Origin of the sequence: Bradyrhizobium retamae, from assembly GCF_001440415.1 — a bacterium.
Classification (GTDB): domain Bacteria; phylum Pseudomonadota; class Alphaproteobacteria; order Rhizobiales; family Xanthobacteraceae; genus Bradyrhizobium; species Bradyrhizobium retamae.
This window is the reverse complement of the sequence record NZ_LLYA01000170.1, coordinates 15,170-40,596: the sequence shown is the minus strand read 5'-3', so window position 1 is coordinate 40,596 and position 25,427 is coordinate 15,170. Positions and strand designations below refer to the sequence as shown.

The following is a 25,427-nucleotide window of genomic DNA, read 5'->3' as shown; positions in this document are numbered from 1 at the left end:
CTTGCCGAGTCGGCAGGCCACGGTCGGGAGACCACCGACATCGCCAATCGGAAAACGCCCTTGCGGGCGAACGGGAGAGCTTTGCCTATGGACGAGAAGTATCCGAACACGCCGGGATCGAAGGGCGGCGGCGCATCCAAGGATGCTGCCGAACGCATCGGGGGCCGCGCCTCGATGCTCCGCGATGCCGTCACCGAACTCATGCTGCGCGGCTACCAACTGACCGCTGACGAGATCGCCAAGCAACTCGGCGAGACTGTCCTGGCTATCCGTCCTCGCGTCTCAGAACTCGTCAAGCGGAAGGTGCTGATCAAGACCGAGCAGCGCCGGAAGAACGTCAGCGGCATGACCGCTCACGTCCTGCGGCATCACATGCGCACCGAGGCCGTCGAGCTTCCCGCCCCCACTCCCGCAAAGCCGCGCCGCTCCGCTGCGCCGGCCATGCACAGCGATCAGAACGCCTTGTTCGGCTGATGCGAGCGCATCGCCACAGGGCATCCAAGCGGTGCCCTGCACGATGCGCTTGTGCATCAGTTTGGGAGAACTACTCGATGAAGAAGATGATGTTCCTCGCCGCTGCCGTTGCCGTTCTGGCATCGCCAGCATTCGCCTCCGACGACCTGATCGCGCCGAACGTGGTGTGCAAGCAGGGCGCGCTCGGCGGCAAGTGCTGGGATCGCAACCGCAACGTCGCACCGCTTTCGAGCGGCGAATACTTCGCCAACACCGAGAGCGCCGAAGCCATCCGCCTGATGCAGGTCTCGGCAAGCGACTGCTCGCAATTCCGTGGTCACATCCCGCCGACCCGCAATTGGGCGCTGATCGAGCGGTTTGAAAACTGCCGCGCGAAGGCGGTGCGCTAATGGCGGCCGTCCTCTCCCACGGCGAAGGGATGTTGGTTCGCCGCGCGCTCGGACTTGAACGCTCGCGTTCGATCTGCCGCAACCGGGTCGCCGTCCACGCCAACGGAGAGGACATCCGGCTCGCGGAATGTCTCGCCGACAAGGGCGCGATGTTCCGCGATCCCCGCGAAGACTACGGCTCGATGCGGGTCTTCCGCGTCACGCCCGAAGGTGCCCGCGCAGTCTCGAAGAAGCTGCCGCCGGCCCTGACCATCCAGCCGCTCAACTGATCACCACCGAACCCTGAAAGTCACAAGAATGTTTCGTCTCTTTGCATCACTCGTCATCGGCGGTATCGGAATTTCCACCGTCCTCGACTCGCTCGTTCGCGGCCACTTCTGGATCGCCGTGCTCTTCACGGCCTTGACCGCCATCGTCCTGATCCCCGGCTGGGGCGACCTGCGCAAGCTGTTCAAGGCAGAACTCGGCCTTGCTGCGGCCGATGATCAGGCCATGCACGCGATGAAGCTCGCCGCCGAGCACGCACGCGACGCGGCCAGCTACGCCACCGCGTTGGTGTCGATCCGCGACACGCTCTCCGAAGGCGACAACAACAAGGAGGCACTTTACATCGCCAGCGACGCGCTCGCCGAGATGCAGGACACGGCCACCGCCATCCGCTTCTGCTTCAACTGGATGACCGCGATCATCCACAACGCCAACGCTCATTGGTGGATCGACCCGGCGACCGGCGAGAACCTTCGCAACGCTCGCTTCGTCGTACCGACCAAGCTGATGCTCACGGTCAGCGAATTGTCTGAAGCAATGGAAGCCCACCGCAAGAGTCTGGCCGACGACAAGCTGCCGCAGTTCGACGGCTTCACCGTCGAGATGGTCGATGCGCTGTTCCGTATCTTCGATCTGGCTGGCTCTCAGCGTTGCGGTCTCGGCGACGCCGCGTCCGCGAAGCTCGCCTACAACGCCACTCGCGCCGATCACACCAACGCCGCTCGTCTCGGCACCCACGGCAAGGCGTACTGAGATGAACCCCGCCCTGCTCATTCAGGCGCAAGCCTTCGTTGATCGCAAGTATGTCGCTCGCGCCGACGCGCGGCAGAAGGCGATGGGTCTCGCATACGTCACCGCAGAGCGGCAGGACTTGGCTCGCGAGATCGTCCGCTTCGCAGAAACTGTTCACGCCGAGAGGGTGACAGAACTCGAAGCGGAGCTTGCGCACGCCGACAAGAGGATCGCGTTGCTGCGCGCCGCATACCGCGTCGGCGACGGATCATGAGAACCGTCGTCGGGCTGAAGATCAGCCAAGCCGCTTACAACGAGATCGCCGGCCATCTGCGCGAACACGAATACCATCACTGCTTCCTCAGTGACGGAGGGATCGACATGAGCGGCATCGCCGTCCTGCCCGATCCTGACCGGGCCTTTCCGCCCGGCATCGTCGAGGTTGATGCGAGGAACATCAGTCGCGACGCCTTCCGCGAACTCTACTCACTTGGGACCACGGGGAATACCGACAATGAAGCTTGAGAACTTCGACAAGGTCCGCGACCTGATCAAGGAGCGCGAATACTACGCCAAGCTGCTCGGCATGCTCGGCTCTGCTACCGCCCGCCTGCATATCGGCAACACGGCCGAGCGCGATCACGATGTTCGCCCCGAACTCGTCAAGCGCATGGTGCCGGACATGAAGCTCGTCATCGAGCAGCAGATCGCCATCGTGGACGAAGCACTCGCCGCCCTGGGTGTCTTCGTAAAATGAACATCCAATCCGCGCGCATCCTGACCGACGTATCCATTCGCATCGCGCCGCGCGTATCCGCAGGCGGCTATCGCTTCACCGAACTGCACCACCACTGGATCGAGAACGGAGAGCGCCGCAAGGCACTGTCCCGCGTCTCGGCCGAGATCGCCGACACTCCGCACAATCGCGCTTACCACCTTCAGGCGTTCCTTCAGCGCCAGAAGCGCACTCACTAAAGGGGGCTCGAATGAGCCCTCGCAAAGAGCGCATCCGAGCCAAGGTAATGGCTCGCGTCGAGGTGGTCGAAGGGCCGCTCGATACACCGTGCCACTTGTGGACCGGACCCACGTCGGGAAGCACCGGGAGGGGGAAGGACTATCCGCGCATGTGTCTCGATGGCGGCACGATGGCCGTCCATATCGTGATGTTCGTGCTCGAACACGGTCCCATTCCCCCTCGCAAGCAACTCGATCATCGCTGCCGTGTTCGCCGCTGCGTGAACGCGGATCATCTGGAACTGGTGACGCACAAAGAGAACCAGCGTCGCCGCGACAAGGCCCGTCGCTTCGAGTGTGAAGCCATAGCGGCCTAAACGAGGAAGTACATGAAGCGCCTCTTCAGCGCGGTCGCACTGGCGACCGTGATCGCTACCTCTTTGCCTGCGTTCGCCTCTGACCTGCGGTCGCAGATCGACAGCGCCGCCGACTCACACGGCGTCCCGCGACACATTGCTCACGGCGTTGTCACGGTCGAGAGCCGCTACAACTGCCACCTGACGGGCCGCGCTGGCGAGCGTGGGATCATGCAGGTTAAGCCCGCCACTGCGCGCAGCGTTGGTGTCACGGGGAATCTGTACGATTGCAACATTGGTATTCGTGCCGGGATGCGTTACCTGCGGATCGCCATCGAGAAAGGTGGATCGGGGTGCGCAGGGGTCAGCCTTTATCAGCGCGGCGTTTATGCAAGGCCGGGATGCACCGGGTACGGACGGAAGGTGATGGCTGCGGCATCTGCGTATCAGTCAAATCGGTAGTAAAAAACTCGGCGGCTTATCCCTTCGGTTTAAGCCGCCGCTGTTTTCGCAGTAGCGACTCTCTTTAGATAGATTCCAAAAGCCGCCTTGAGAGAAACTTTAAAAATCTTGACGCTAACCTCGCATTGCGAAATCGTTAGAACACAACCAAACACACGCATTCCGCGAACATTACGGACCCCGGTTGCATCACCGAACGGGGAAAAGGGAGACTAGCATCGTGAATAACAGGGGCAACGCCTTGGCGCTCGCAGTGGCGCTAAACAGTGGGGAAGAAACTACTTTAGGACCAAGCGACAGCGCGCTTTGCGCTGAAGCTCTACGGTGCTACGCGGCTTCGCAGAGCATGGAAAGCAGTCGGAGCCTTCGCATTCCCGCGATCTGCGGCGCGGTCGTGATCCTGATCGCGGCATTCGTGAACTATGGCTATGGGTTTAAGGACAATTTTGCCGCGAAGTATTTCCCGCCGCAAGTCGCCCTGCAACAACCGGCGAGTGCATCCAAGAGCGTTGCCATCGAGACCTTCGACGAACTGAGTCAGGGCGTCGCGCCGCCGGTCGATCTGCGCTCCCTTGCAACGGCGGAACGCAAAGGATAGCTAGTTGCCGTCACCGATTCCAGCAATCTAGGCTGGAGCGCCTAGCCAGCCAGCCCAACGCCAGCCAGCCACGGCAACTCGATAAACAAAGCCCGCCAAATCGGCGGGCTTTTTCATTGCCCTACAATGCGACCCACCGGAACGTCGGGCGACCGCCGGTCTTGCCGGACGTGAACTTGCGGTCGATCTGCTTCGATTCCTGAAGCTGCGTCGTGATCGCATTGAGGCGTGCCAGGTCGAACTCGCCGTTGACCTGCGCCTTCAGCTTCGTGTCGGTCAGGCCGAACTCGCCGGCTTCCTTGATCATGCGGCGGACCTTCAGGTATTCGGCCTGCTTCTCGGTTGATGCGAGCCGGTCGCCAACCTCAATGAGACAGGACCGAACCGAAAGCTCGACCAACCTGATCGCCCAAAGCATGTTGTCTTCGGTGACGACCGGGTACTCAGGATTGACGCCGATGGCGACGATGTGAGCGATGCGCAGGGCGATCTCCATCGTGCGGGACCAAAGCACCGACATCTCGTTCTTCATCGCGTTGGCGCGCTTTGAGAACAGTTCGCGGTGATACTCATAGCAGGCTTCCGCGTCCTTGCCCCAGCCGGCCTTAAGCGCCTGTACAGGTCGCGACGACGACGGCGGCAGGTTGCCCTTCTGCGACAGCGACACGATAGCGCGGCACCACTCAACCAGCCGGTCAGGCGGCTCCCGGTCATGGGTCTTCGCGACGCCACGCAACGGCTCGCCCGATACCGTGAGCACCAACCAACGCGGCAGGAAGCCGTCGCCGATGCCCTTGCCGGACATTGACGGCCAGAAGTCGTGCGGCGTGGACGTTCCATAGATCGAGAAGTTCGGGTTGTGAATCGGCGTCGCGGTTTCCTGCGCACCCTCCGTTCCCTGATAGGACGAGTCCGACATGGTGAAGAGCTTCAGAAGCATGGTGCGCATGTTCGACTGATGCGAACCGGCGCGGCGATCCATGATCTTGTTAATGAAGCCACCGAACTCGTCCATCATCGACAGAAGCGACGGCCGGCGCTCGATGGTTTTGCGCAGGGCCGAGTCCGACAGGAAGTCTTCGGGGCCGATGTAGTTGGTGTGCAGACCGGCCTTCTCAGCCAGCGCCAAGACGCGCTTGCGAGCGTGGTCCTTGCCATACCCCGAGGGCGCCAGAGCGCAGATATAGAGGTTCGTGCGCAGTTCGGTCGGGCCTTCATGGTGGCGACCGGCCAGCGTCCCGACGAACGTCAATGCCGGACCCAGGGCGAGCGGACGCGACGGGCTATTAGAGCATCCGACGATCCAGTCCATCATTTCGCCAATCAATCCCGGCACGTCGCGGCAGAGGGCTTCAAGCTCGTCCATAGTCGGCGGGACGATAGGCACTTCTTCGGTGCCCATCTCTTCGGGGATCGCGTCAGCGTCCACGACAGCCGGCACAGGGGGCTCGCTGGGGGCCAACAGACCGACAAGGTTGCCGCGCTTCGTCGGCTTCCAAGTCGGAGTCTGGATGGTGATCCCATCGTCCGCCACATCGTTGTTGACATAGGTCGCTTCAACGGGCGCACGCAATGCCAGCGGCGGCTCAGCATGCGTCGGCGTGGAAACGTGGATGATCTTCTCGGGCAACGGCGTGAGGTGCTGTGCGGCCTTCCCAAGGGCTTCTGCTTCCTTCCTCCGATTGCGCAGGTCGATCTCGATGCCGAAGTTATAGCCAAGATTCTCGCCCAGCCATTGCACGGCCGCGTCGCGCTCGGAATCGTTAATGCCCATGACCTTCATCACGACGTTGAGCGCCGTGAATTTCTCGCCAGTGCCGAAGTCTTCGATGCCCTTGCTCGACAGCGACAGGTTCGGGTTACGGCGCGCGACCGCCCTGCCCGATCCCGACGCACGCCACGGGGCGACGGCGCGATAGACGTTCCCGAACTTGCACTGGCACTTCGGCAGGCCAAGCTTCGGCACCCAGGCGTGCAGGTTCGCCAGCGCGTCTTCGTTGAGCTTCCGGTAAAAGTCGCTCGAATGCGTCAGGGCGGTCTCAGGGATGTCGCCGGCCACAACGCGCTCAACGATGCGGTCGCCTTCAGGATCATAGCCGAACTGCTTCAGCACTTCCGCGATCTGATCGGCAATGTCGTCATCCAACTCGGTCAGGTCTTCCGGGTAGGTATTGAGCAGTGTGCCTTCGGTCCACCAATAATAGGGCTCACCCGTGTCGGGATGGATCGAGGGCGGAAGCACGGTCTGCTTGCCTTCAGCGAGCAGGTCAACGAGGCCGACGCGCTCGGGCGTGCGGAAGTTCTTCGACCTGATCTTCTCGGTGTTGCCACGATAGAAGAGCGAGATGCCCTTGCGGCCCTTCTTCTGCACCGTTGAGAGCGGCAGGATTTCGAGCAGCGCAGCGACGGCTTCTTCGAGGTCGATGTCGATGCAGATCAAGCCTTGGCCGCACGCAACGCCAACACCAGCCAGCGGCCACTTCGCCCATTGATTGATCTGGAACTGGCTGGGACGCGAAACGCAGAACTCATTCCAGCCCTTGAATAGGCGCCATTCGTCCCCGACCATCATGCCGGGCTTCTTGTCGCCGGGCATGATCGGGATCGGATTGTACCCCATGCGAAAGAGATCAGGGCCAACCTGTGAGAAAGGTGCTTCAGTCATATCGAGCCTCAGAACGGTGCAGCGTGGGAGAGGACGTGTTCGCGCATCTTGGTGCCGTAGCCCTTGAGAACGATGGTTAGGAAATTCATCCATTCGTCCTGGCTGAGTTCGGACAGGTCGAACTTGCCGAGCTTTTCGAGATACGCGCCCCCTTCGCTGCCGGCGTCGGCAAGAGAGAGACGTTCAAAGTGAGTGAGCTTGCTAGGTGCCATGTGAAAAACGACTCGTCCAAGTTGGATGCATTCAGGTTCATCGCAGAGCCAGAGAACCGGCGTACCCTGCTTTGGTGCGTAGCCGAGGCCAACTGCCTGCCGCTGGCAGACGCCGCAGCAGACAGGTTCGGCGTCGAAGTTACGGCGCGTCATGATGGAATTGGCCTCCCAGCCGTTCACGGATAAGCCGCTTGATCTGAGCGACGCAGTTGTCAGCCGAGCGATGGTCGCTTGCACTGGCCGGGAAGAAGAACTTCACCTTCGATCCCTGTTTCAGGTCCACCAAAAGATAGGGATGCTTCGAGCCATGCACGGGCTCAAAGGGGTATCCCTGCTCACTCAGGTAGGCAGACAGCTTTTGATACGACTCGTTGCGTCGCATCGCCTTGCTAATGGCCCCCACGTTCGTCCCCCTCAGAACGGAATGTCGTCGTCGAGATCGAGATTGCGGCTGTTGATCGGCGGCGTGATCTGCGCGTTCCAAGGCTTCGACGTATCGAGCTTGGCGCGAGGCGCGACGAAGCCGGGCATCGTTGCCTTCGGAGCGCTGACGGTGATCGTCGTCGGCTTCTCCCAAGGCGGCACAACGCGAGCGACAGGCGCAGCCGGCGTCACACCGGGCATCGTCGCCTTGCGTGCTGCGACCATCTCGTCATGACGACGCAACACGGTCTCGCGGGACGGCTGCACGAAGCCAAGCGGCTCGATGCTCGGATCGGCATCAGTCAGCTTGTGCCCGACAATCTCCCAATGCTTGCCGTTGGCCTTGATCATGATCTCGGCGCACTGCTTCAGATCCTTCAGAAGGCCGAAGGTGGCGTCGATTGACAGCGGAGCGTCGTCACCACCGCCATGCTTCTTCCACCACTTCTCGAACAGGACGCGCGCGTAGCCCTTATGCTCGGGGCAAATCCATTCCTTGTGCGAGACGAAGCCGCAGATGTACTCGACGCGGATGCTCGGCGTGCCACCGGGCTTATCGTGCCGATAGAAGGTGCGGCGCTTGACCGTTACCCAATTCGGCTTCGACGACGACAGGATCGGCACGGCGTCGGCGGTCTGCTTGATGTTCTTCTCGACATCGCGCTCGAACTTGTGGCCGCAGTCAGGGCACTCGCTCAGACCGGCGAAAATCAGTGAGTGGCACTGCGGACATTCCTTGACCGGCGCTTCGCCCTGGCCCTTGCCCGGCTTCCGCACGGTGACGCGATCCACCGGGCCATGCCGGCGGACGTTGCCGGCGAAGTCGAGCACAAGGCAGTCAGACTTGCCGTTGCGGATCGACTCATGAATGTCCTTCCCCATGCAGCGCGTGCCGCGACCGACCATCTGCACATAGAGCGCCGTGGACTCGGTCGGCCGTAGCATCGCGAGCAGATCGACGCGCGGTGCATTGAAGCCCGTGGTCAGCACGTTGGCGTTGGTCAACGCCGTGATCTTGCCAGCCTTGAAGTCCTCGACGATGCGCGAACGCTCGCCCTTCGGCGTCTCGCCTGTGATCGTCTCGCATGAGAAGCCGCGCAGGCGGATTTCATCGCGGACATGGACCGCGTGATCGACGCCAGTGCAGAACACCAACCACGAACGACGCGGCGTTTCGTTGCTCTGCGCATAGGCCACGATTTCATCAACCGCCGCACAGGTGATCGGATGCTTATCGACGGCCTTCTGAAGCGCAGTCGGTTTGAAGTCGCCGCCGGATCGACCGACGCCCTTCAAATCCAACTGCGTCGCCGTGGCCTTCGAGGTCAACGGAACAAGGAAGCCAAGGTCGATCAGTTCCTTGATCGTGATCTCATAGATGATGTCGGTGAAGAGCGCGTCGTCGCCCTCCGTGAGCAGCCCGGAGTCGATCCGGTACGGCGTGGCGGTCAGGCCAAGGATCAACATCTTCGGATTGATCGCGCGCAGCGCCTTGATGAACTTTCCGTACATCGCGGCTTCGTCCGGCGGGACGAGATGGGCTTCGTCGATGATCAGCACATCGACGTGGCCTATCTTCTCCGCGTTGCGGAACATCGACGCGATGCCACCGAACACGATCTGCGCGTGAGCCTCACGACGGCCGAGCGATGCCGAATAGATACCGGCCGGTGCCCAAGGCCAGAAGCCTAGAAGCTCAGCATAGTTCTGCTCGATCAGTTCGGCGATATGCGTCGCCATGACGATGCGCGTCGTCGGCTCGATCTCGATGAACTCTTGTGTGATTGTGCCGAGCACAAGCGACTTGCCCCCGCCGGTCGGGAGCACGATCAGCGGATTGCCTTCCGGCTTCTTCTCCCAATAGGGATACGGCGAGTCCGCAGCGGCGCGCTGATATTGGCGAAGCGTCAGGCTCATTGCAGGCGACCCCGCAGATGCGGTTGCGCATGCTTCAGGACGCTCTTCAGCGCATCGCTGTATTCGAGGAAGTCGGAACCGGGCTCGATCTCTTCGCCGCCGGCATCATGCTTCGCAGGATCGAACGGAACGACCTGTGCGAGACCAAGGCGCTGCATCAGCGTGGCGAACTGGAATGCAGTGCATCCGCTATAAGAGACGATGCACGCGAACGCGGCCATCGCTTCGTTCGAGATGATCGTCAGGCCAGCGCGCTCAAGGGCGCGTTCGATCTCGACGGCCTTCATCCCCGGCGATGCGGTCTGCCCGTCAGTCGCGATGACATGGTCACGAAGTACAGTAAGCGAGTCCTTACGCTGCATTGGTTCCCCCAAAGAGTGAGTTGTCGTTGGCGACGACGGCGCGTGCCGGGTAGCCGGGCATGTGAATGAGGTTCGGGGTGCCGCCGGTCTTGCCGACTTCGTTGCCCCATTGGTGCCAGCCAGGTCGGGCGTGCCGCGCGAACAGTTCGAGGTACGGGCCGGGCAATAGCTTCTCGATGCGGTCGTATGCTTCGAGCGGCTTTTCCGAGTGCTCGGTGCGTGGCGCGAGGATGACCTTGTCTTCAAATGTCAGTTCGAGGATCAGCCGTTGAACGCCCTTCGAGAGGCGTTCCGGCTTGCCACGCGTGCCGAGCAGGCAAATCTCGGGATTGGCGCGCGTCCAATATCCCATGCCTGTAACCGGACGCAGGCCGCGTGCGATCTTGATGTAGTAGAAGCCGACCGTCTTGAAGGTGAAGCCCCAAGCGGTCAGAACCTCGAACGCCTTGTCGAGCAGCGGATCACACGCCCAAAGCAGGCATGCGGAGTCGTCGGCCGCGAGATCGGCGACGGGCATCGCCTTGATCTCGTCAAGCGTCATGCAGTCATAGTGCTGCTCGGGCGAGCGATCCTTGCCTTCCTCCGAATACGTCTCGAAGGTCCACGCTGGATCGGCATAGATCAGCGGAAACTTCACGACACGATCTCCGTCAGATCGGGTTCGTGATCCGAATCGTCGTCGCACGTCACCACCGACGCATCGCGGAAATAGATGCGGCCCGCTTTGAGCGGCTGATACGTCTCGCGGCGATGCGCGTCGCAGAACGACTTGCCGGCCCTTGTCGGCGCACCGCAAACGAGACCGGCCATGCCAGACTCGCCCGGCAAGAAGTACATGCACTGACAGCCCTTGGTCAGCATGAAGCGAGTGGCAAAGGGATATGCAGACACAATCAGTCCTCGTTGTTGTCTTGAGCGTAGCGTTCGGAGAGGGTTGCGAACTCAGCGGCAGTGAGTTCTTCGACAAGCGCGCCGTCACCGCCGCCTTCGCGCGGATCGGGCTCGTCTGCGGTCGTCATGAAGACGGAGCCGCTTTCGGGATGGTGCCAATAGCGACGGGCGGGCTTCACGCCGTCGCGCCATTCGCGGCCGTCGTGCAGCGTGTAAAGCACCCACTCTTCTTCATCGTTGGCATCGACGACTTCGCCGGGGACGAGCGTCGGAACGAACAGGTGTGCGGGGCAGCCGGCCTTCTGCTCAGCGAGCGAGAGCGGCTTGTTCCAGCGAGCGCACGACCACGCCGCGTCGCCGAACATCTCGGGGGTCGCGTGCAAGCAGGTGCGGCACGAAATGCGCGCGAACGCCTTGTCGTGGCAGATCGCCTTGTGCTTGCACATATGCTTGCACTTGAAGGCCAGCTTCGCTTCGGGGTCTTCGTGAAGCTTCGGCGGCGGATTAGCGGCCTTAACGATACGCTCAGCGCGAGCGAGCAGACGGATCGCCTCGACGTGGTCGGTCTCGATGCGCTCGCTGTGGACCTCGCCGGTATTCTTGTTGCGGCAGATGTAAAGGCCGCGCTCGAAGCCGAAGAGATGGCAGTAAAGGTTCAACTGCACCCAATGAGCGTAGTAGCCCTTGCGAACGCCATCTTTGACGACGGCCTTCCAATAGGTTTCCTTCATCGACTTGCATTCGACGACGTGCCACGTCTTCACGGCTTCCGGCAGGCCGAGCACCTTGCCGTCCATCTTGCCGCGAACGTGTCCGGCGACTGCGCTGGCGCGATACTGCTTGCCGCGATGATCGACCTCGTCCACTTCGCAGCCGATCATGCGCAGCGCGTTAAGCAGACGGGTTTCTTCGATGTTGCCGGTCTCGAACGTGATCGCCTTCAGGCCGTCGATGACTTCCGGCTGAGATGCCCAGCGCAGTTCGTACCAAAGTGCGCGCTCGCACTCTTCGCCGAGGATCGAGATGGAGATTCCCATCGAGTCCCAAGCTTGGCCGCGAGACTTCGCATAGGCGGCATAGATGGCTTCGGTCGTCTGACTGATCGTTCGTGGTAGCGGAGCCATTAGGCAAGCCTCTAGCGTTCGCGCCGAAGGGCACGTTGGTCAGGTTGAAATTTCGGAGGGGGCAAAACGCCGGGGCCGAAGCCCCAGCGTCAGATCAGGACGAAGGCGTTACTTCTTCCAAGGCATCGAGCGAGCGCCGCCGGAAGCGGTAGCGGCATTGTTCTGCGTCGGGCGCGCAGTCGTGGTCTGCGGCTTGTTGTCGTTCGCAGTGGTCGTCGGCTTCGTCACGTTGTCGTTCGCAGCTTCCTTGCCGGGCGGGACCGAGTCCGCGTTGCCGGCGTGGATGAACTTCTTGATGACGTTCCGTTCCTTGTCCTGACCGTTCTTCTGGTAGGGCTCGATATCGACATCGGCGAGGAACGGCTGCCAGTTAAGCTGCTCGGTGTCGCTCAGCGTGGAAGGGTCCATGCCGCACGCGAGAGCGAGCGCCTTCAACTGAGCCTGACCGATCTTCTGAGCGGTCATGTTCGAGTGGCTGACGTTGATGTTGCCGAAAATTTTGGCGCCCTGGCAGTCGCCTTCGATGACTTCGGCCTTGTAGTCGAAGAGCATGCCGGTCTTCTTCGAGTTTTCCTTCACGTCGCCTTCGATGATCTGAAGCATATAGCGACCACGCGGCAGGACGGTAAAATTACCGCCTTCCGCATCGTTCTCATTCACGTCGGCGAGGTTTACGTTCAATTGTGCCACGATGTTCTCCTATGGCGTTTCGGTCGGGTGATTAGGCGGCGACAGCCGGCGCAGGCGGGAGAAACTTGGCGAGCGCCGCGTAGCCTTCGCCCTTCCGGTATTGGATTTCATGAGGCATGCCGAAGCGGTTGCCAGCGATGAAGCCGGGACGCTCTTCGAGATACATCCAGCGCGAACCACCGCCTTCGGCGTGGCGGATGTCCTTGTTGAAGCCAGCCTCAACCTTCTTGATCGTGGCCTTGAAGTTGAGAAAGGCGATCACGTCGCTGTTCGCTTCGATGATGTCGGCAACATCCTTGTGCAGGTTGATCCGATAGCGCGAGTACGGATCGGTCGTCGGCGAGTCGAAGCGGTTGATGTCGCAATGACCAAGCTGCACGATTGCCATGTTCTTCTCACGGCGCAGCGTCATGATGCCGTCGATGTATTCGAGGAAGATCGAGGCGGCGACCTTGTAGCCCTTGCCGAAGCCGGGGTCTTCGAGGGTCTTCCAGCCGTTGCGTGCGCAGGCTTCCGCGCGGATCAGGTTTTCGAGCCCCGTCGTCGAGTCGAAAACCGCCGTGCCGAAGTCATGCTCTTCGTTGACGAGCGCGCCGATGGCCTCGCACAGTTCGCCGTAGTTGCGAACTTCCAGCGTCTCGGCCTCAACACCGGCCGGAACGCTTTCGCCTTCGGCGGTCTGGATGAACACCGGACGCGGGAACTCCGCAGCCAGCGACGACTTGCCGATCTTCGGCACGCCGTAAATGGTGAAGACCGGCTGCAACTCGGCAGCAGTCTTCTTCTTGATGGACTTTAGTGAGATTGCCATGTGGCTCCCCGGTTAGTGCTCGACGGGCGTGTCGAGCTTCAAAGTCTTTGCCCATACGAGCCGATCAACGAGCCGGTAGCCGGTTCGATTGATGGTCTCGATCTTGATGCGGTGCTTCTCGGTCTTGTGACGGATGCGGGACATGAACACGTCCACCGAATGCGTCGTCTCGCGATCCTGAGTGCCGTACAGCACGACCACGGCCATCTGCTTCGAGACGATCTCGTTGCGGACCAGGGCAAGGAACAGATCGCGCTCTTTCGGGGTCAGCCGCCAATCCGGCGGTAGTGCCCCAGAAAGGGACATAGACTGCCGCAGATCGTTAATGGTCTGCGTGAGCGAGACGATCCGTCCGATCAGTGCTTCGTTCGTTTCGCCCGACAAATCCATCCGTCGCTACCGCTTGACATCCGTCAGGGTTCCGGTTTAAAGCCGAATCAATGAGAACTATTGTTGATCACGTTGAACTTTATCTAACGGACGGCTGCATGGTTGTCAACGGATAGCGACGGATGAAATCAAGACACAAGACCTAGATGCCGTCAGCCGGAACCAAACAGGGATTTGCCGTTCGGCGAGCGTCCGCTACTAATGAAGGTGGGGACATGGCGTTGAGCGAATTGACAGGAAAGAGGATTATGGCTGCGAAGAAGGCGGAGGCCAAAAAGACCCATCCGAAATTGGAGATCATAAAGACGCGCGTCGAAGAACGCGTCACCGCCGCGAATCTCTCACGCAATGAAGCGTCGCGCCGTGCAGGTTTAGGACTGAGCTACGTTAACGACCTGCTCGGCGACAAATCGTTGAACCCGACACGCGAGTCGCTCGCCAAGCTCGGGGCCGTCTTAAATACCGACGTTGGCTACTTCTTCGGCGAGCAGGAAACCCCGCGCGTTGCAGGCTCTGGCGATTCTGGCGGACGCGCCGATAACAACATGGCCGTGCCGGAAACCGTCACCCTGTATCAAATAGGACTTACAGACCCGGATGGTTTCTTTTCGCTCAGCGAATCGAACAAGACTCAACGGAGTCCTTTTATCGTGAGCGGTCCCGACGCTTATTTCGTGTCGGTGCCCGATGACACGATGTCCCCACGCTACCGGGCTGGCGAGGCGGTGATCGTGAATCCAAGGGTACCAGTGAGGCACGGCGGTTTCGCCATCGTGTGCGCATCCGACAACCGCGTTGCTATACGCGAAGTGGTCTCTATTTCGACCGACAAGATCAGTGTGCGATCCCTAAGCGATCAAGTCGTTGTCGAGATGCCCCGCGCAAGCGTGAAATCCTTGCACCGCATCATGGGAAGCTGTGAATTAGTTTGACCGCTCCATCCGTTGCTATCCGTTGACATAACGGATAGTTCTGTTATTGATCCGTTGCTGCTCGGGAGAGGCAACGGATCATGCAACCCATCAAACTCGTTATTTTGGAATCGCCCTTCGCGGGGCAGATCATCGCGAACGTGGCTTATGCCCGTCGCGCCCTTAAGGACTGCGCCCTGCGCCGCGAGAGCGCGCAGGCATCGCACCTTCTTCTCACTCAGGTACTGAACGACGGGAAGCCGGACGAGCGAGAGCTTGGCATCGCGCTCGGTCTCGCTTGGCGCAAGGTCGCCGACTACTCGGTCTTCTACACGGATCGGGGATGGTCGAACGGCATGCACGCGGCGCTCGATAGTGCCGTCGCCGAAGGGCGTCCGTTCAAGCTCCGCGCCATCGACGGCCCGGTGACGCTGCCGAACCCCAAGTATCTTTCCACGATCGTCTACGAATCCATCGAGTGCAACTGATGGACGCCGTAGCTCAAGACCTCGCTGCCCTGGCTCGCGCGCATGCCGCGTTGTCCGCTGGCGATTCAATGGTCGCGCGTCGCTGGCTCGCATCGGTCGGCAACGTGTTCGCCGAAGAGATCGACTCACTGATCCGGCAGGGCCGGTACGAAGACGCGACCGAGCGCCTTCATCGCTACCTCAATCCCAAGTTCTCAACCGTCGCCGAATGCGAAGCGCATGTCGGTTCATCTCATCATCTCGACTCAAAAAGGGTGCCTCTGTGAAGTTGAAGATCAATCGCGACCGTCTGGCTGATATCGTAACGCGCGGCGTATCGAGCGCACCGAAGAACTCGCCGTCAGTGATCGCCAACAACGCCCGCATCATTGCGCGCGACGGCGTCCTGTCCATCGCATCAACCGACTTCGACATGATGGTCGAGGCGTCCGGTGAATGTGAGATGGAGCACGGCGGCACGACCACCGTCGATGCTGCCAAGCTGAAGATGACCGTGGATCGTCTGCCGAAGGGCGTCGAGGTCTCGTTCACCTATGACGACGCGAAGCGCGACCTGATCGTGAAGGCGGGTCGCTCGCGCGTGACGTTCCCGACGCTCGCCGCCGAAGACTGGCCTGCTCGCGAGTCGAAAGTCAGCGGCGCGCAGTTCCAGTTGAGCGGCGCTGATCTTGTCCGGCTCTTCGGTCACACGTCGCAAGCCTTGTCGAACGTGCCGAACTCCCCGATGGCTGGCGTCTTCCTGCATGTGCGCGAAGATGATGGTCGTCCGGTGCTCGCCGCCGTTGGCACCACCGGCATGATCCTGATCTTGGCGACGGTTGGCTTGCCCGAGGGCGCCGAGAACATGCCGCATCGTGAAGGGCAGCCGGCCGGTGTCATCCTCTCTTCGGAGACCGTCAACGCCGTGCTGCGACTCTTCCGTGCTGCCGACGTGGTCAACATCGAGGTTGATAGCAGCACGATCCTCTTCACCACCGACGACATTCGATTCTCTTCGGCGATGTTGGTCGGCACCTATCCGAACTACGGGCCGCTGGTTAGCAATCCGTCCGAGAACAGCGTGCTCGTTGACCGCGTGTCGTGCATCAGCACCGTCTCGCCGCTCGAACCGTTCGCCTCGAAGGAATTGGGCCACCGCTTGCAGTGCGCCGGTTCGGACGAAGGCTTCGTGGTGGCGGTTGGTAGCCAGACCGGCGGCGGTGTGGACGTGGTCGCAGCCGAGATCGAGGGCGAAGTCCCTGCCTTCGGCATCAACGGCCAGTTCATGAAGACGATGCTCAACTCGTTCAAGACCGAGATCATCGTCATGCATCCCGACGCGCATCATCGCCGCGTCATGTTCCTCGCCGAGGGCGAGCCCGATCTGATCGGCGTCATCGGCATGATGAACATCACCACCGAACTCGCTGAAGGTCCGAAGCATGAATAGCCGCCGCCGAGATCGCGTTGCTCGGCGCACGGTGACGATGCCAGAGCGCGTCGGCCCGCATGTGAAGCTCGTCTTCGCTGAGATGGCGAGACTTCACGTCACTTATGACGAGACCGAAGAAGGTTCTGGCGTTCGCCGCGCTTCCATCAAGGCGTGGCGGCGCAAGAACCGGCCGGGCCTCGAGTCCCTCGAAGCCGTGCTCGGCTTCCTTGGATGGGATTTCGTCGCGGTGCCGCGCGCCAAGACATTGCCCGACGAAGTGCGGGCCGAGCTTGAGCCCATCGCGGCCAAGCTCGGTCTCACGATGCCGCAGGCCACGTTGGCGTTGGTCGAGATCGTGACCGGCATCCACGAACGCTTCCCGTTCCTGCGCGACCCGACTGCCATGCGGCCGGTTCGCTTCAAGGCCCAGCGCAAGCAGCGGCCGATAATCCATCCCGACCAACACGCTCTTTTGCAGGATGTCCCAACCAATGTCGCGCACTGAGGATGCAACCACTAAGCAGATGATCGTCGCTGCGGTAGCTCGCAATGCGAAGCCGGAAGTCGACTCGGTCACGTTCGCGCTGCTCGATGCCCGCTTCCGTTGCTTCGAGATCGGCATGCGGCTCGATGCCGTGATCGCTGGCGTTCGCGGCGTCCGCCGTACCTTCGAGACCGTTCGGGATGTCAACTGATGCCGAACCGGGTCGAGTTCTGGATGAACCAAACTGCCCTGGCGGCGACGCAGGCGGCAGTGTGAATGTGGCTGTACGTCCCCCAATCAACGTCATCTCCCTCTGCACTGGCGGCGGCGGGCTCGATCTCGGAATCGAGTTGGCAATGCCAAGTGCTCGAAGCGTCGTGTGTGTCGAGAGGGAAGCACACGCCGTCGCGAACTTGGTCGCAGCGATGCAACAGGGCCTACTACATGAGGCTCCTATTTGGAGCGATGTCACCACCTTCAACGGCAGGCCGTGGCGTGGCCTTGTGGATGGACTCATTGGCGGCATCCCGTGCCAGCCTCATTCCGTCGCAGGGCTCCGTCTCGCCGAAGACGACGAACGAGACCTATGGTCGCCAGCGCGCAGGATCATCGTCCAATCGCGCCCGACGTTCGTCTTCATCGAGAACGTCGGCGGGTTCGTCACGTCCGGCGGGTTGGCACGAGTCTGGCGAGATGTTCGCCGCCTTGGTTACTCAATTGAGGTCGGACTTTTTACGGCGTCAGAAGTTGGCGCGAGTCACCGTCGCGAGCGATGCTTCGTCCTCTGTGTGGCCGACGCCGGCGGCGCGGGATTGGAAGGGCGTGAATGGGGAATCGCACATGGAGAACGGCACGGGCCGGCTTCATCTGGATCAGCTTCCGAACTTCGTCGAGCACCTTTGGTACACGCCCAGCGTTCCGAACGGCGGTCGAGCGTTGAACGACAACACCAGCCTGACCGGGACGCAGGCGGACGGCACGAAGCGGCAGATCGGTTTGGAGAATCAGGTTCGTCGTTGGTCGGGCAACCCGAGCGCGGTGAACGACAATCAACCGCAGCAGTGGCCGACGCCGACCTCGCTGAGCTTCAGCGACAGTCACCAGCCGGGCAACTCACGCAGCTACAATATCACGATGGACTTGGCATCTTCGCTCCAGGACCATCTGACCTCGCAGGATGGCGACACGCCCTCGAAGTTGCGCCGCACCTTGAACCCGCAGTTTGTCGAATGGCTGATGGGTTGGCCGCACGGGTGGACCTGTCTGGCCCTCACGCCGCTCGCATTGAGAGACTCCGCATGCTCGGCAACGGCGTTGTCCCGTTGGAAGCAGCGTATGCGTTCCGCACTCTTGCAACTCGACTTTCCCGACGATCCGCCAGTGCAGCACAGCTTGTTCGGCTGATGCTCGCTGCATGAAATCACCGCCGCAGTGGCGTTGAGACTAGCACCATCAAGAAGGTAGCAACCAATGGGTAAGAAGCACGACAAGCTGATGATCGAGCATCAGGCCGCGCTTGCGCGCATCGCGTATCTCGAAGACTTAGTCACGATGTTGCAGAAGCCGATGGGCACCGGGGAGTACATCCTGCGCGTGGCGCTGGATCACTTCTGGAAGGCGCTGGGTGCCGAGCATCAGACCGATGCATGCGGTCGGCTGCGCAACCTACTCGAAGAGCGCAACGTGCTCAACGCGATCCGCGACGCACTTGAAGAGCGCGGCTTCTTCCACATGGCGAACGGTCGCGACATCGGCAAGTTGCTCGACGATGCCGACGCTCTGAAGCGCGCGTTGGTGCTCGCCGTTGACATGCTCGCTGCGAATGAGCCCGGCGACAGTCGCGCCGTGTCGAATGAGTTCGTCGCCCTGGCTGCGGTCTCGACCGGCGACACAAGTCCCGAAGTCATGGCGATCATTGATCAGCCCCGGAGCCCGGCCGCGTTCCGATGCGCGCCGACCAATCTTGAGATCACCGTGTCATGACTGAAGCTCGAATGGAACTCGTCAAGCGCATACGTGACAAACTCGAATGCGGTCTGCATCGCGCCGTCGAGATCGAGCGCGGCCTTCGCGTCGTTGGACTAATCGAGCGCGCGAAGGCATTCGGGTCTGACACCGATCTGTGCGATGCGCTGCGTGACATGGCGCTCGATCAATACCGGATCAGAGACTTCGATATGAGTAAGATCGCGGAGTCGAAGCCATGAAGGCTGCGAACGACAACAAGCCGGTCAAGATCACCACCGACCTTCTTGAAAAGTGCCTTGACCGCGTCGCGCTCGCAATCGACCGCGCCGGGGACAAGGGCGCAGCGTATCTTCCGATCTATGAGCGACTCGAGTCCGAGCTTAAACTGATACGCGCCAACGACAACACGCTCGAACGCGCCCGCCAGCGCATCAGACGATAGACTTGTCGAACGGATAAACGATCTTCAGCAATTCGTCCCGATACAGCTTGAGCGATCCGCCCGAGCCGTACATCTCGCGATCAATCGCGTGCCCCATCAGAATCTTGCGCAGTTCGTCGTCGATCCTGCCCTCCTTCATGCGGTCCTCGAAGGTGTGCCGGAAGCTATAGAGAGTTTCCTTCTTGGTCGGCGACAGGTTGTTCTCGCGCAAGAATTTGTTCACGGTCGCCGATAGCGAATTTCCGTCTTCCCTGTAGCGAGGGAATCCGTCTGGATGCTTCTTCATCGCGGCGAGCGCCACGCCTACCAATGGAATCCTTCGCACCGATGACACGGTCTTAACCTCATACGGCTCGTCTGCATCAAACGACGGCTCGACGATGATGTGCGGAACCTTGTCCCGAAGCTTGATCTTGTCGGCCCGCAGATAGCGCAACTCGATTGGCCGCGCGCCGGTCTCAATCGAAATGAAGACGATGTCGCGGGCCTCTTCGTTCAACCCGGCCAGCTTGCCGGGACTCAAGATAACGTCGCGCACCCACTCAATCGGGAACGGGATGCGCCGCTTTTTGAATTTCTGGTTGAAGGTCAGGCCGTCGAATGGATTCGCGCGTGTGTCGTCGCCGATGTGCGCGAAGTATCGTTTATACAGGATGCTCATATCGCCCATCCGGCGCTTGCCGAGTGAGGCGGACTTCTTTTTCCCGCCATCGGTCGGCACGATCTGCTTGCGCCAGTGTGCATGAAAAGTCTTCGCGTGATCTCGCGTGATGTCCACCATCGCCAAGTCTTCGCCGACGACCTTTTTGAAGGCTTCGATGGCGTAGCCCTTCACCTTCTTCCACGACTTCTTCTGCTCTTCGCTCTTCCCGGCGATTTCGGCCGCAGCGATCTCGTCACAGTAAATGGTGAACGCCTCGCTCACCTTGACCTTTGGCTGCTCGACACCACCGAGAACCGCCGTCTCCACGGCAACGGGCGTGCGAGGGTCGCTGATCGACGATATTCTCCGCAGCAACTCTTCCAGTGGAAGTTGCGCGACTTCGCCAGCGGGTTTGTATGCGAACCCTAGAGCCTCTGCCCGAGCGCGCGACACTTGGTAGGCCGCGAGCGCCTGCTCGGTGGCGCTGCCTTCGGACAGCATCGCTCCCCAAAGCACACTGTCCGCGCCTTCGAGGATGTCCCGCTGCGCGCGGGCCTTGGCGAGATCGTCCGTCTTCAGCGATATGCGGATGACCGGCGCACGGTCGTCTAGGTGCTCAACGGCCTTCGGGACGCGCCGCCAGTAGTAATAAACCCCGGCACGCAGGAGCAAAAAGCGATCCTGTTGTTCCTGCCTAACCACCGTCGCGCTCCCGCCCTGTGTCACAGTTTGTATCCCATACTGTATCACAGTTTTCGGGAAAATAGGAAGTTCAGGCAGCGCCCCAATTTAATTGTTGAGGCTTTTCAGTCACTTGGGATATCAGGAGAATGAGGTTTTTGGTGCGCTCGGAGGGACTCGAACCCCCACGATGTTACTCACTGCCACCTCAAGGCAGCGCGTCTACCAATTCCGCCACGAGCGCTTGGGATACCGGCTGGAAGGATTGCAGCCCGCCGGATCAACGGCTGCGATGTAACAAATCAGGGATGGAGGGACAAGGAAGTTTTGCGCTCCGATAACTACCTGACATCAGGGGATTTCGGCAGCATTTGCTTGACTTCGACCGCGATGCGGTTGCGATCGACCAGCACCACGCCGGAGGCAATGGGCAAGTTATTGGCGAGGATCTTGACCTCGTCCGCCTCGGTGGCGTCCAGTTCGATGATGGCGCCGCGGGAAAGCCGCATCACCTGGTGAATAGGCATGGTCGTGGTGCCGAGCACCACCATGAGATCGACGCTGACTTTATCGAGGGTGGCCACTTCTGAACCGCCAAAGGGGACTAAATTAGTGTGGTTACCACCTGAACACGGTATGGTTAGCCAATGGTTAATGACCGCCAAAGCCTTGATTTGACGACCTTCGCGCAAGCCCAGGGCGGCGGCGGGGTCGAATGGCGGATTTCGGCGGAACCGGTCCCCTATCCCGAAGCCGTGGCTGCAATGGAGGCCCGCGCGGCCGAGATCGCCGAGCGGAAGGCGACCGAACTGGTCTGGCTCCTGGAGCACCCCCCGCTCTATACCTCTGGCACCAGCGGCAGGGAGGACGACCTGCTCGAGCCGCGCTTCCCGTTGTTTACCACCGGCCGCGGCGGACAGCTCACCTATCACGGTCCCGGCCAGCGGGTGGCCTATGTGATGCTCGACCTCAAGCGGCGGCGACCGGACGTGCGTGCCTATGTTGCCGGCCTCGAAGAATGGATCATCCGCACGCTGGACGCCTTCAACGTGCGCGGCGAACGCCGCGAGGACCGTGTTGGCGTCTGGGTCCGGCGGCCGGACAAGGGTGTCGGCCACGAAGACAAGATCGCTGCGATCGGCGTGCGGTTGCGGCGCTGGGTGTCGTTCCACGGCATCGCCATCAATGTCGAGCCGGAGCTTTCGCATTTTTCCGCCATCGTTCCCTGCGGCGTCGCCGACCCGCGTTACGGGGTGACCTCACTCGTGGACCTCGGCCTGCCCGTGGCGATGGAAGACGTCGACATCGCGCTCCGGCGGGCGTTCCAGGAAGTGTTCGGAACGACCATGGCAGACCTGCCAGCGGCAACGGCCTGAAACTGCCGATCGGATCCCGCTTCCATCGCCGCTTTCCCTTGAGGTCTTCCGCCACGGTGAGTGCGGCCACATATCAGAGGCAGGCGGTGAACAGCGGAGGTCGCGATGATGTCGCACAGGCTTCCCTTCGAGAACCGATGGACCAACGGCACGCACGCCTGGGAATGGAATTGCGCACTTGATCGACTGGGCGCGGCGAACGTGCGCGCCATCTTCGCAGATCACGAACTGCATCATCCGAACCGGCTTAGCGTCACGATGAACATTCCCGCCGGATTCGTTCGCGACTGGCTGGCATTCCACGATCGCCGCGCGGCGCGGCAACAACTCCTTTGGCGCGCCATCGTGATTGCGCTCGCGCTTGTCGCTGCGACCGCGGCCGTGCTGGATGTGCTGATCGTGTGAAGCGGAGAGCCGCTCGTCGCGCGGAAGCGGCTGTCCAACAGCCGTCAAATGTTCGCCTTGAGGAAATCAACGAAAGCCCGAACCCGCGGGATGGTTTGCCGCCCCGGCAGGATCAGGGCCGTGATCGGTTGCGGATCGGGATCATGGCAGTGCGACAGCACCGGCACCAGCCTGCCTTCGTTCACGGCCGCCTCCCCCAGAAAGTCGCCAAACCGGACGAGACCAGCGCCGCCGAGCGCAAGGTCGAGCAGGAAATCGGCGCTATCAGAGCGGATCGATCCTTTCACCGGCACCATGATCCGTTTGCCTTGCTCGAACATCGGCCATTGCGCGAGCCGCGAGAAGCCGCTGAGCTGCAGGCAATTGTGTCGGGCGAGATCGGCGGCTTGTTCGGGAATGCCATAGCGCTCCAGATATCGCGGGCTGCCGGCGATGATGCGCCTGACTTCGCCGAGGCGAACCGCGATCAGCTCGCTATCGCAAAGCGGGCCGACCCGAATCGTGACGTCGACCTGGTCGGCGATCGGATCGATGCGGTGATCGCTCACCGAAAGCTCGACCGCGATTTCCGGAAACTGGTCCATGAACTGCGGCAGCAGTTCCGCAAGCCGGTGTCTGGCGAACGCGGTGCCGCTGTTGATCCGCAGATGGCCGCGCGGACGTCCATGAACCGAGGCGACATCGGCTTCGGCTGCCTCGACCGCAGCCAGGATACTTCTCGCGTGAACCAGGAACGTTTCGCCCTCCTGCGTCAGCACCAGCCGCCGCGTCGTCCGATGCAGCAGTTTGGCGCCAATGCGGTGCTCCAGTCTCGTCACGATCCGGGAAACGCCGGAGGGGGTCAGCTCGATTTCGGCGCCCACGGCCGCAAAACTCCCCAGATCGACCGTTCGGACGAAAACCGCGAGGTCTGACATCGGGTGCTTCAGCATATTCATGATTTTTCAGTATCAGTGTTTCGCAAAATTGATAGTTTATCTCTTTTCTTAGCATGAATAGGACGGAGTCCCCAGCAATTTGGAGGTCTTCCCATGCCCCTCGCCCGCATCGCCGTTCCGGCCCATCTTGCGCCGGCCAGAATTCGCGCCCTTGCCGACGCCGTGCACGAGGGTCTCGTCGAGACCTGCGGCGTGCCGCCCAAGGATCGGTTTCAGCTCGTTTCGACCTACGCGCGCGAAATGATGTTCATTGACCCGACGTTCCCGGATGTCGCGCGCACACCGGATGCGTCGATCATCGAGATTCTGTTTCTCGCAGGGCGCACCGTCGATCAGAAGAAGAACCTGTTTCGGCGGATCACGGATCGGGCCGTCGGCGCCGGATTTTCCGCAGACGACATCATGATCTCGCTCTCCGAAAATACGCCGGTGGACTGGTCACTCGGACGCGGCCTTGCATACGGCGATCACCACACGCCGCTGGCAACCAGCCCTGCGTCCGCCCGCTAGCAGCAGCCGAGCCGACGGCGCCGCGCGCCGTCCGCTCGTCAGGCGATCTTCACGCGGCGGCCTTCCGCGGCGCGACTTCGAGCTGGCCGGCGATGTAGCGGCGCTCCTGGGTGAGGCCGCCGAAGCCGTAAGCATCGCCCTTCACTTCATCGATATGGGCGTAGCTCTCCTCGTGCAACGGCCCGAGCAATTCGCCCATGCGCTGGAATAGCGCGGCGAGATAGGCCGCCTTCTCGTCCTTGGTGTTGGTGCCCTCGCTGACGTGAACGTCGAGCCAGAAGCTGGCGAGGCTCTGCTCGGCGAGCGACTTGCCGCCGGCGAACCAGTCGGCGGCATCGACCGACTTCACGATGACGGCAGTGACCTTCGGATCCTTGCGCAGAATTCGCGCGGTGAGATCGCTGACAGCGGACGCAATCTCGGCCTTCAGCGACGGCTCGTTGCGCACGCTGGAATAGGTGACGGTGATGAGCGGCATGGTCGTTCTCCTTGAGTTGGCGCGCTGGCATTGCGCTTCCCTTTAGCTAGACCCGCGGCCATCATTTTGGTACCTTATCTTTACTCATATCAATGATAACTCATGTTGATGATGCCGTGAGCACGCTGGATATCGATACGGTGCAGGCGTTTCTGCTGGTCGCCGAACTGCAAGGCTTTACCCGCGCCGCCGAAGCGCTTGGCACGACGCAGGCCGCCGTTAGCATGAAGCTGCAGCGGCTGGAGAGCGTGGTGGGCCGGCGGCTTGTCGAGCGCTCGCCGCGCACCGTCGCGCTGACCGCCGCGGGCGCTGCGTTCCTGCCGCACGCCCGCGCTTTGATCGAGGCGCATGACCGTGCGCTGTCGGGCGACAAGCCCACGCGTCCGCAATTGTCGCTCGGGATCTCCGATCACGCCGCAGGCCTCGAACTGGTGCCGTTGCTCGAACGGCTGCATGCGGTGTCGTCGCAACTGGCGCTTTCCGTAACCATCGGCTTCTCGCGCCAGATACTCGACGCCTATGATGCCGGCGAATTCGATGCCGTGGTGGTCCGCCAGGAAGGCAGCCGCCGCGGCGGCGAGAAGCTGACTGAAGACGGCTTCGGCTGGTTTGCCGCCAAAGCTCTGGCCTGGCGCCGCGGCGAGACGCTGCCGCTGGCGATGCTGGCGCCGCCCTGCGGCGTTCGCGCGCTCGCGGTCCGTGCCCTGGACAAGGCCGGCATCGCCTGGAGCGAGAGCTTTGTCGGCGGCGGTGTCACCGCCGTGGCCGCCGCGGCATTGGCAGGCCTCGCGGTAGCGCCGCTGGCCCACCGGATCGCGCCACCGGGCCTGGTCGATATCGGGCCGGCTGAAGGACTGCCGCGGCTCGCTTCCTCGAAGGTGATGCTGCACTCGAAGGTCAGCGACCCGGCCAAGCTCGCGGCGCTGCGGACGCTAGCGGCGACGTTCAAAAGCGTGGCCGCGGCGCGGTAACCCA

Annotated in this window: 40 protein-coding genes, 1 tRNA gene and 1 pseudogene; 26 read left to right on the top strand and 16 right to left on the bottom strand. The window is 61.5% G+C overall.

Annotated elements, in window-relative coordinates; translation table 11 throughout:
* Positions 1 to 87: 87 nt before the first annotated feature.
* The 11 genes from CQ13_RS25470 (at position 88) to CQ13_RS44580 (ending at position 4,232) form a co-directional block, all read left to right on the top strand.
* The gene (locus CQ13_RS25470) at positions 88 to 474 is read left to right on the top strand and encodes a hypothetical protein (RefSeq protein WP_057845581.1); all 387 of its coding nucleotides are present in this window, start codon (positions 88 to 90) and stop codon (positions 472 to 474) included.
* Positions 475 to 551: 77 nt separating this feature from the next.
* A complete protein-coding gene (locus tag CQ13_RS25465) occupies positions 552 to 863 on the top strand; it encodes a hypothetical protein (RefSeq protein WP_057845580.1) in 312 nt (103 codons plus the stop codon).
* Entirely contained in the window at positions 863 to 1,132 is a 270-nt protein-coding gene (locus tag CQ13_RS25460; protein ID WP_057845579.1) for a hypothetical protein, read from the top strand. The genes CQ13_RS25465 and CQ13_RS25460 overlap by 1 nt, the downstream gene beginning before the upstream one ends.
* Before the next feature lie 28 nt (positions 1,133 to 1,160).
* Positions 1,161 to 1,883 (top strand): nucleoside triphosphate pyrophosphohydrolase family protein, encoded by a 723-nt coding sequence (locus CQ13_RS41500; protein WP_057845578.1) that lies wholly within the window; start codon positions 1,161 to 1,163, stop codon positions 1,881 to 1,883.
* Position 1,884: 1 nt separating this feature from the next.
* Positions 1,885 to 2,136 carry a hypothetical protein gene (locus CQ13_RS25450; protein ID WP_057845577.1) on the top strand — a complete coding sequence of 84 codons (252 nt, stop codon included), beginning with the start codon at positions 1,885 to 1,887 and terminating at the stop codon, positions 2,134 to 2,136.
* On the top strand, positions 2,133 to 2,387 hold the full coding sequence (locus tag CQ13_RS25445; protein WP_057845576.1) for a hypothetical protein: 255 nt from the start codon (positions 2,133 to 2,135) through the stop codon (positions 2,385 to 2,387). The genes CQ13_RS25450 and CQ13_RS25445 overlap by 4 nt, the downstream gene beginning before the upstream one ends.
* Positions 2,377 to 2,619: a hypothetical protein gene (locus CQ13_RS25440; RefSeq protein WP_057845575.1), complete on the top strand. Its 243-nt coding sequence runs from the start codon at positions 2,377 to 2,379 to the stop codon at positions 2,617 to 2,619. Before CQ13_RS25445 ends, CQ13_RS25440 begins: the two co-directional genes overlap by 11 nt.
* Complete coding sequence (locus CQ13_RS25435; protein WP_057845574.1) at positions 2,616 to 2,837, top strand: hypothetical protein; 222 nt, start codon at positions 2,616 to 2,618, stop codon at positions 2,835 to 2,837. The genes CQ13_RS25440 and CQ13_RS25435 overlap by 4 nt, the downstream gene beginning before the upstream one ends.
* An 11-nt stretch (positions 2,838 to 2,848) precedes the next feature.
* Entirely contained in the window at positions 2,849 to 3,193 is a 345-nt protein-coding gene (locus tag CQ13_RS25430) for an HNH endonuclease signature motif containing protein (protein ID WP_057845573.1), read from the top strand.
* Between the two features lie 12 nt (positions 3,194 to 3,205).
* Entirely contained in the window at positions 3,206 to 3,634 is a 429-nt protein-coding gene (locus tag CQ13_RS25425; protein ID WP_057845572.1) for a lytic transglycosylase domain-containing protein, read from the top strand.
* 394 nt (positions 3,635 to 4,028) lie between these two features.
* Entirely contained in the window at positions 4,029 to 4,232 is a 204-nt protein-coding gene (locus tag CQ13_RS44580) for a hypothetical protein (RefSeq protein ID WP_197427432.1), read from the top strand.
* 121 nt (positions 4,233 to 4,353) lie between these two features.
* Here the strand turns inward: CQ13_RS44580 and CQ13_RS25415 are convergent, their stop codons facing one another.
* From CQ13_RS25415 to CQ13_RS25365, 11 genes are all read right to left on the bottom strand, one after another.
* Entirely contained in the window at positions 4,354 to 6,897 is a 2,544-nt protein-coding gene (locus tag CQ13_RS25415; RefSeq protein ID WP_057845570.1) for a bifunctional DNA primase/polymerase, read from the bottom strand.
* 8 nt (positions 6,898 to 6,905) lie between these two features.
* The gene (locus tag CQ13_RS25410) at positions 6,906 to 7,262 is read right to left on the bottom strand and encodes a DUF6511 domain-containing protein (RefSeq protein WP_057845569.1); all 357 of its coding nucleotides are present in this window, start codon (positions 7,260 to 7,262) and stop codon (positions 6,906 to 6,908) included.
* Positions 7,249 to 7,512, bottom strand: a complete 264-nt coding sequence (locus CQ13_RS25405; RefSeq protein ID WP_057845568.1) for a hypothetical protein — start codon at positions 7,510 to 7,512, stop codon at positions 7,249 to 7,251. The genes CQ13_RS25410 and CQ13_RS25405 overlap by 14 nt, the downstream gene beginning before the upstream one ends.
* An 11-nt stretch (positions 7,513 to 7,523) precedes the next feature.
* Positions 7,524 to 9,449 (bottom strand): DEAD/DEAH box helicase, encoded by a 1,926-nt coding sequence (locus CQ13_RS25400; RefSeq protein WP_057845567.1) that lies wholly within the window; start codon positions 9,447 to 9,449, stop codon positions 7,524 to 7,526.
* Positions 9,446 to 9,811, bottom strand: a complete 366-nt coding sequence (locus CQ13_RS25395; RefSeq protein WP_156433898.1) for a hypothetical protein — start codon at positions 9,809 to 9,811, stop codon at positions 9,446 to 9,448. The genes CQ13_RS25400 and CQ13_RS25395 overlap by 4 nt, the downstream gene beginning before the upstream one ends.
* Positions 9,801 to 10,448 (bottom strand): MT-A70 family methyltransferase, encoded by a 648-nt coding sequence (locus CQ13_RS25390; protein WP_057845565.1) that lies wholly within the window; start codon positions 10,446 to 10,448, stop codon positions 9,801 to 9,803. The genes CQ13_RS25395 and CQ13_RS25390 overlap by 11 nt, the downstream gene beginning before the upstream one ends.
* Positions 10,445 to 10,702 (bottom strand): hypothetical protein, encoded by a 258-nt coding sequence (locus CQ13_RS25385; RefSeq protein ID WP_156433897.1) that lies wholly within the window; start codon positions 10,700 to 10,702, stop codon positions 10,445 to 10,447. The genes CQ13_RS25390 and CQ13_RS25385 overlap by 4 nt, the downstream gene beginning before the upstream one ends.
* 2 nt (positions 10,703 to 10,704) lie before the next feature.
* Complete coding sequence (locus CQ13_RS25380; protein ID WP_057845563.1) at positions 10,705 to 11,826, bottom strand: hypothetical protein; 1,122 nt, start codon at positions 11,824 to 11,826, stop codon at positions 10,705 to 10,707.
* A 108-nt stretch (positions 11,827 to 11,934) separates the two neighbouring features.
* Entirely contained in the window at positions 11,935 to 12,516 is a 582-nt protein-coding gene (locus CQ13_RS25375) for a DUF669 domain-containing protein (protein WP_197427431.1), read from the bottom strand.
* 31 nt (positions 12,517 to 12,547) lie between these two features.
* On the bottom strand, positions 12,548 to 13,327 hold the full coding sequence (locus tag CQ13_RS25370) for an ATP-binding protein (protein ID WP_057845561.1): 780 nt from the start codon (positions 13,325 to 13,327) through the stop codon (positions 12,548 to 12,550).
* Positions 13,328 to 13,339: 12 nt separating this feature from the next.
* A complete protein-coding gene (locus CQ13_RS25365) occupies positions 13,340 to 13,717 on the bottom strand; it encodes a helix-turn-helix domain-containing protein (protein WP_245309307.1) in 378 nt (125 codons plus the stop codon).
* A 248-nt stretch (positions 13,718 to 13,965) separates the two neighbouring features.
* Here CQ13_RS25365 and CQ13_RS25360 point away from each other — a divergent pair, with 248 nt between their 5' ends.
* From CQ13_RS25360 to CQ13_RS25310, 11 genes and pseudogenes are all read left to right on the top strand, one after another.
* Positions 13,966 to 14,649 carry an XRE family transcriptional regulator gene (locus CQ13_RS25360; RefSeq protein ID WP_245309305.1) on the top strand — a complete coding sequence of 228 codons (684 nt, stop codon included), beginning with the start codon at positions 13,966 to 13,968 and terminating at the stop codon, positions 14,647 to 14,649.
* A gap of 80 nt (positions 14,650 to 14,729) precedes the next feature.
* Complete coding sequence (locus CQ13_RS25355; RefSeq protein ID WP_057845559.1) at positions 14,730 to 15,116, top strand: DUF7768 domain-containing protein; 387 nt, start codon at positions 14,730 to 14,732, stop codon at positions 15,114 to 15,116.
* Complete coding sequence (locus CQ13_RS25350; RefSeq protein ID WP_156433896.1) at positions 15,107 to 15,382, top strand: hypothetical protein; 276 nt, start codon at positions 15,107 to 15,109, stop codon at positions 15,380 to 15,382. The genes CQ13_RS25355 and CQ13_RS25350 overlap by 10 nt, the downstream gene beginning before the upstream one ends.
* Positions 15,379 to 16,545, top strand: a complete 1,167-nt coding sequence (locus tag CQ13_RS25345; protein ID WP_057845557.1) for a beta clamp domain-containing protein — start codon at positions 15,379 to 15,381, stop codon at positions 16,543 to 16,545. The genes CQ13_RS25350 and CQ13_RS25345 overlap by 4 nt, the downstream gene beginning before the upstream one ends.
* A 37-nt stretch (positions 16,546 to 16,582) precedes the next feature.
* A complete protein-coding gene (locus CQ13_RS25340) occupies positions 16,583 to 17,032 on the top strand; it encodes a hypothetical protein (protein ID WP_245309303.1) in 450 nt (149 codons plus the stop codon).
* A complete protein-coding gene (locus tag CQ13_RS25335; RefSeq protein ID WP_057845555.1) occupies positions 17,019 to 17,222 on the top strand; it encodes a hypothetical protein in 204 nt (67 codons plus the stop codon). The genes CQ13_RS25340 and CQ13_RS25335 overlap by 14 nt, the downstream gene beginning before the upstream one ends.
* Positions 17,212 to 17,790, top strand: a pseudogene (locus CQ13_RS47245) (DNA cytosine methyltransferase); the annotation flags it as partial. The gene CQ13_RS25335 and the pseudogene CQ13_RS47245, both read left to right, overlap by 11 nt.
* A gap of 61 nt (positions 17,791 to 17,851) precedes the next feature.
* The gene (locus CQ13_RS45875) at positions 17,852 to 18,415 is read left to right on the top strand and encodes a hypothetical protein (RefSeq protein ID WP_245309301.1); all 564 of its coding nucleotides are present in this window, start codon (positions 17,852 to 17,854) and stop codon (positions 18,413 to 18,415) included.
* A 90-nt stretch (positions 18,416 to 18,505) separates the two neighbouring features.
* Entirely contained in the window at positions 18,506 to 18,994 is a 489-nt protein-coding gene (locus tag CQ13_RS25320; RefSeq protein WP_156433895.1) for a hypothetical protein, read from the top strand.
* Positions 18,991 to 19,218, top strand: coding sequence for a hypothetical protein (locus CQ13_RS25315; RefSeq protein ID WP_156433894.1), 228 nt, complete (start codon positions 18,991 to 18,993; stop codon positions 19,216 to 19,218). The genes CQ13_RS25320 and CQ13_RS25315 overlap by 4 nt, the downstream gene beginning before the upstream one ends.
* On the top strand, positions 19,215 to 19,421 hold the full coding sequence (locus CQ13_RS25310; protein WP_057845550.1) for a hypothetical protein: 207 nt from the start codon (positions 19,215 to 19,217) through the stop codon (positions 19,419 to 19,421). The genes CQ13_RS25315 and CQ13_RS25310 overlap by 4 nt, the downstream gene beginning before the upstream one ends.
* Here CQ13_RS25310 and CQ13_RS25305 read toward each other — a convergent pair.
* The 3 genes from CQ13_RS25305 to CQ13_RS25295 form a co-directional block, all read right to left on the bottom strand.
* Positions 19,411 to 20,790 (bottom strand): DUF6538 domain-containing protein, encoded by a 1,380-nt coding sequence (locus CQ13_RS25305; protein ID WP_245309298.1) that lies wholly within the window; start codon positions 20,788 to 20,790, stop codon positions 19,411 to 19,413. The genes CQ13_RS25310 and CQ13_RS25305 overlap by 11 nt on opposite strands.
* Before the next feature lie 114 nt (positions 20,791 to 20,904).
* Positions 20,905 to 20,989: transfer RNA gene (locus CQ13_RS25300), tRNA-Leu, on the bottom strand.
* Positions 20,990 to 21,086: 97 nt separating this feature from the next.
* Positions 21,087 to 21,329, bottom strand: a complete 243-nt coding sequence (locus CQ13_RS25295) for a FliM/FliN family flagellar motor switch protein (protein WP_027583831.1) — start codon at positions 21,327 to 21,329, stop codon at positions 21,087 to 21,089.
* Between the two features lie 63 nt (positions 21,330 to 21,392).
* Between CQ13_RS25295 and lipB the strand changes: the two genes are divergently transcribed.
* Both lipB and CQ13_RS25285 read left to right on the top strand, forming a co-directional pair.
* Positions 21,393 to 22,121 carry a lipoyl(octanoyl) transferase LipB gene (lipB, locus tag CQ13_RS25290; RefSeq protein WP_057845548.1) on the top strand — a complete coding sequence of 243 codons (729 nt, stop codon included), beginning with the start codon at positions 21,393 to 21,395 and terminating at the stop codon, positions 22,119 to 22,121.
* Positions 22,122 to 22,226: 105 nt separating this feature from the next.
* A complete protein-coding gene (locus CQ13_RS25285; protein ID WP_057845547.1) occupies positions 22,227 to 22,526 on the top strand; it encodes a hypothetical protein in 300 nt (99 codons plus the stop codon).
* A 44-nt stretch (positions 22,527 to 22,570) separates the two neighbouring features.
* Here the strand turns inward: CQ13_RS25285 and CQ13_RS25280 are convergent, their stop codons facing one another.
* On the bottom strand, positions 22,571 to 23,464 hold the full coding sequence (locus tag CQ13_RS25280) for a LysR family transcriptional regulator (protein WP_057845546.1): 894 nt from the start codon (positions 23,462 to 23,464) through the stop codon (positions 22,571 to 22,573).
* A 93-nt stretch (positions 23,465 to 23,557) separates the two neighbouring features.
* On the opposite strand from CQ13_RS25280, the gene CQ13_RS25275 reads away from it, so the two are divergent.
* Positions 23,558 to 23,974, top strand: coding sequence for a tautomerase family protein (locus CQ13_RS25275; RefSeq protein WP_057845545.1), 417 nt, complete (start codon positions 23,558 to 23,560; stop codon positions 23,972 to 23,974).
* Positions 23,975 to 24,023: 49 nt separating this feature from the next.
* On the opposite strand, the gene CQ13_RS25270 is transcribed toward CQ13_RS25275, so the two are convergent.
* Positions 24,024 to 24,452, bottom strand: a complete 429-nt coding sequence (locus CQ13_RS25270; protein ID WP_057845544.1) for a tautomerase family protein — start codon at positions 24,450 to 24,452, stop codon at positions 24,024 to 24,026.
* A gap of 116 nt (positions 24,453 to 24,568) precedes the next feature.
* Between CQ13_RS25270 and CQ13_RS25265 the strand changes: the two genes are divergently transcribed.
* The gene (locus tag CQ13_RS25265; RefSeq protein ID WP_057845835.1) at positions 24,569 to 25,423 is read left to right on the top strand and encodes a LysR family transcriptional regulator; all 855 of its coding nucleotides are present in this window, start codon (positions 24,569 to 24,571) and stop codon (positions 25,421 to 25,423) included.
* Positions 25,424 to 25,427 lie beyond the last annotated feature (4 nt).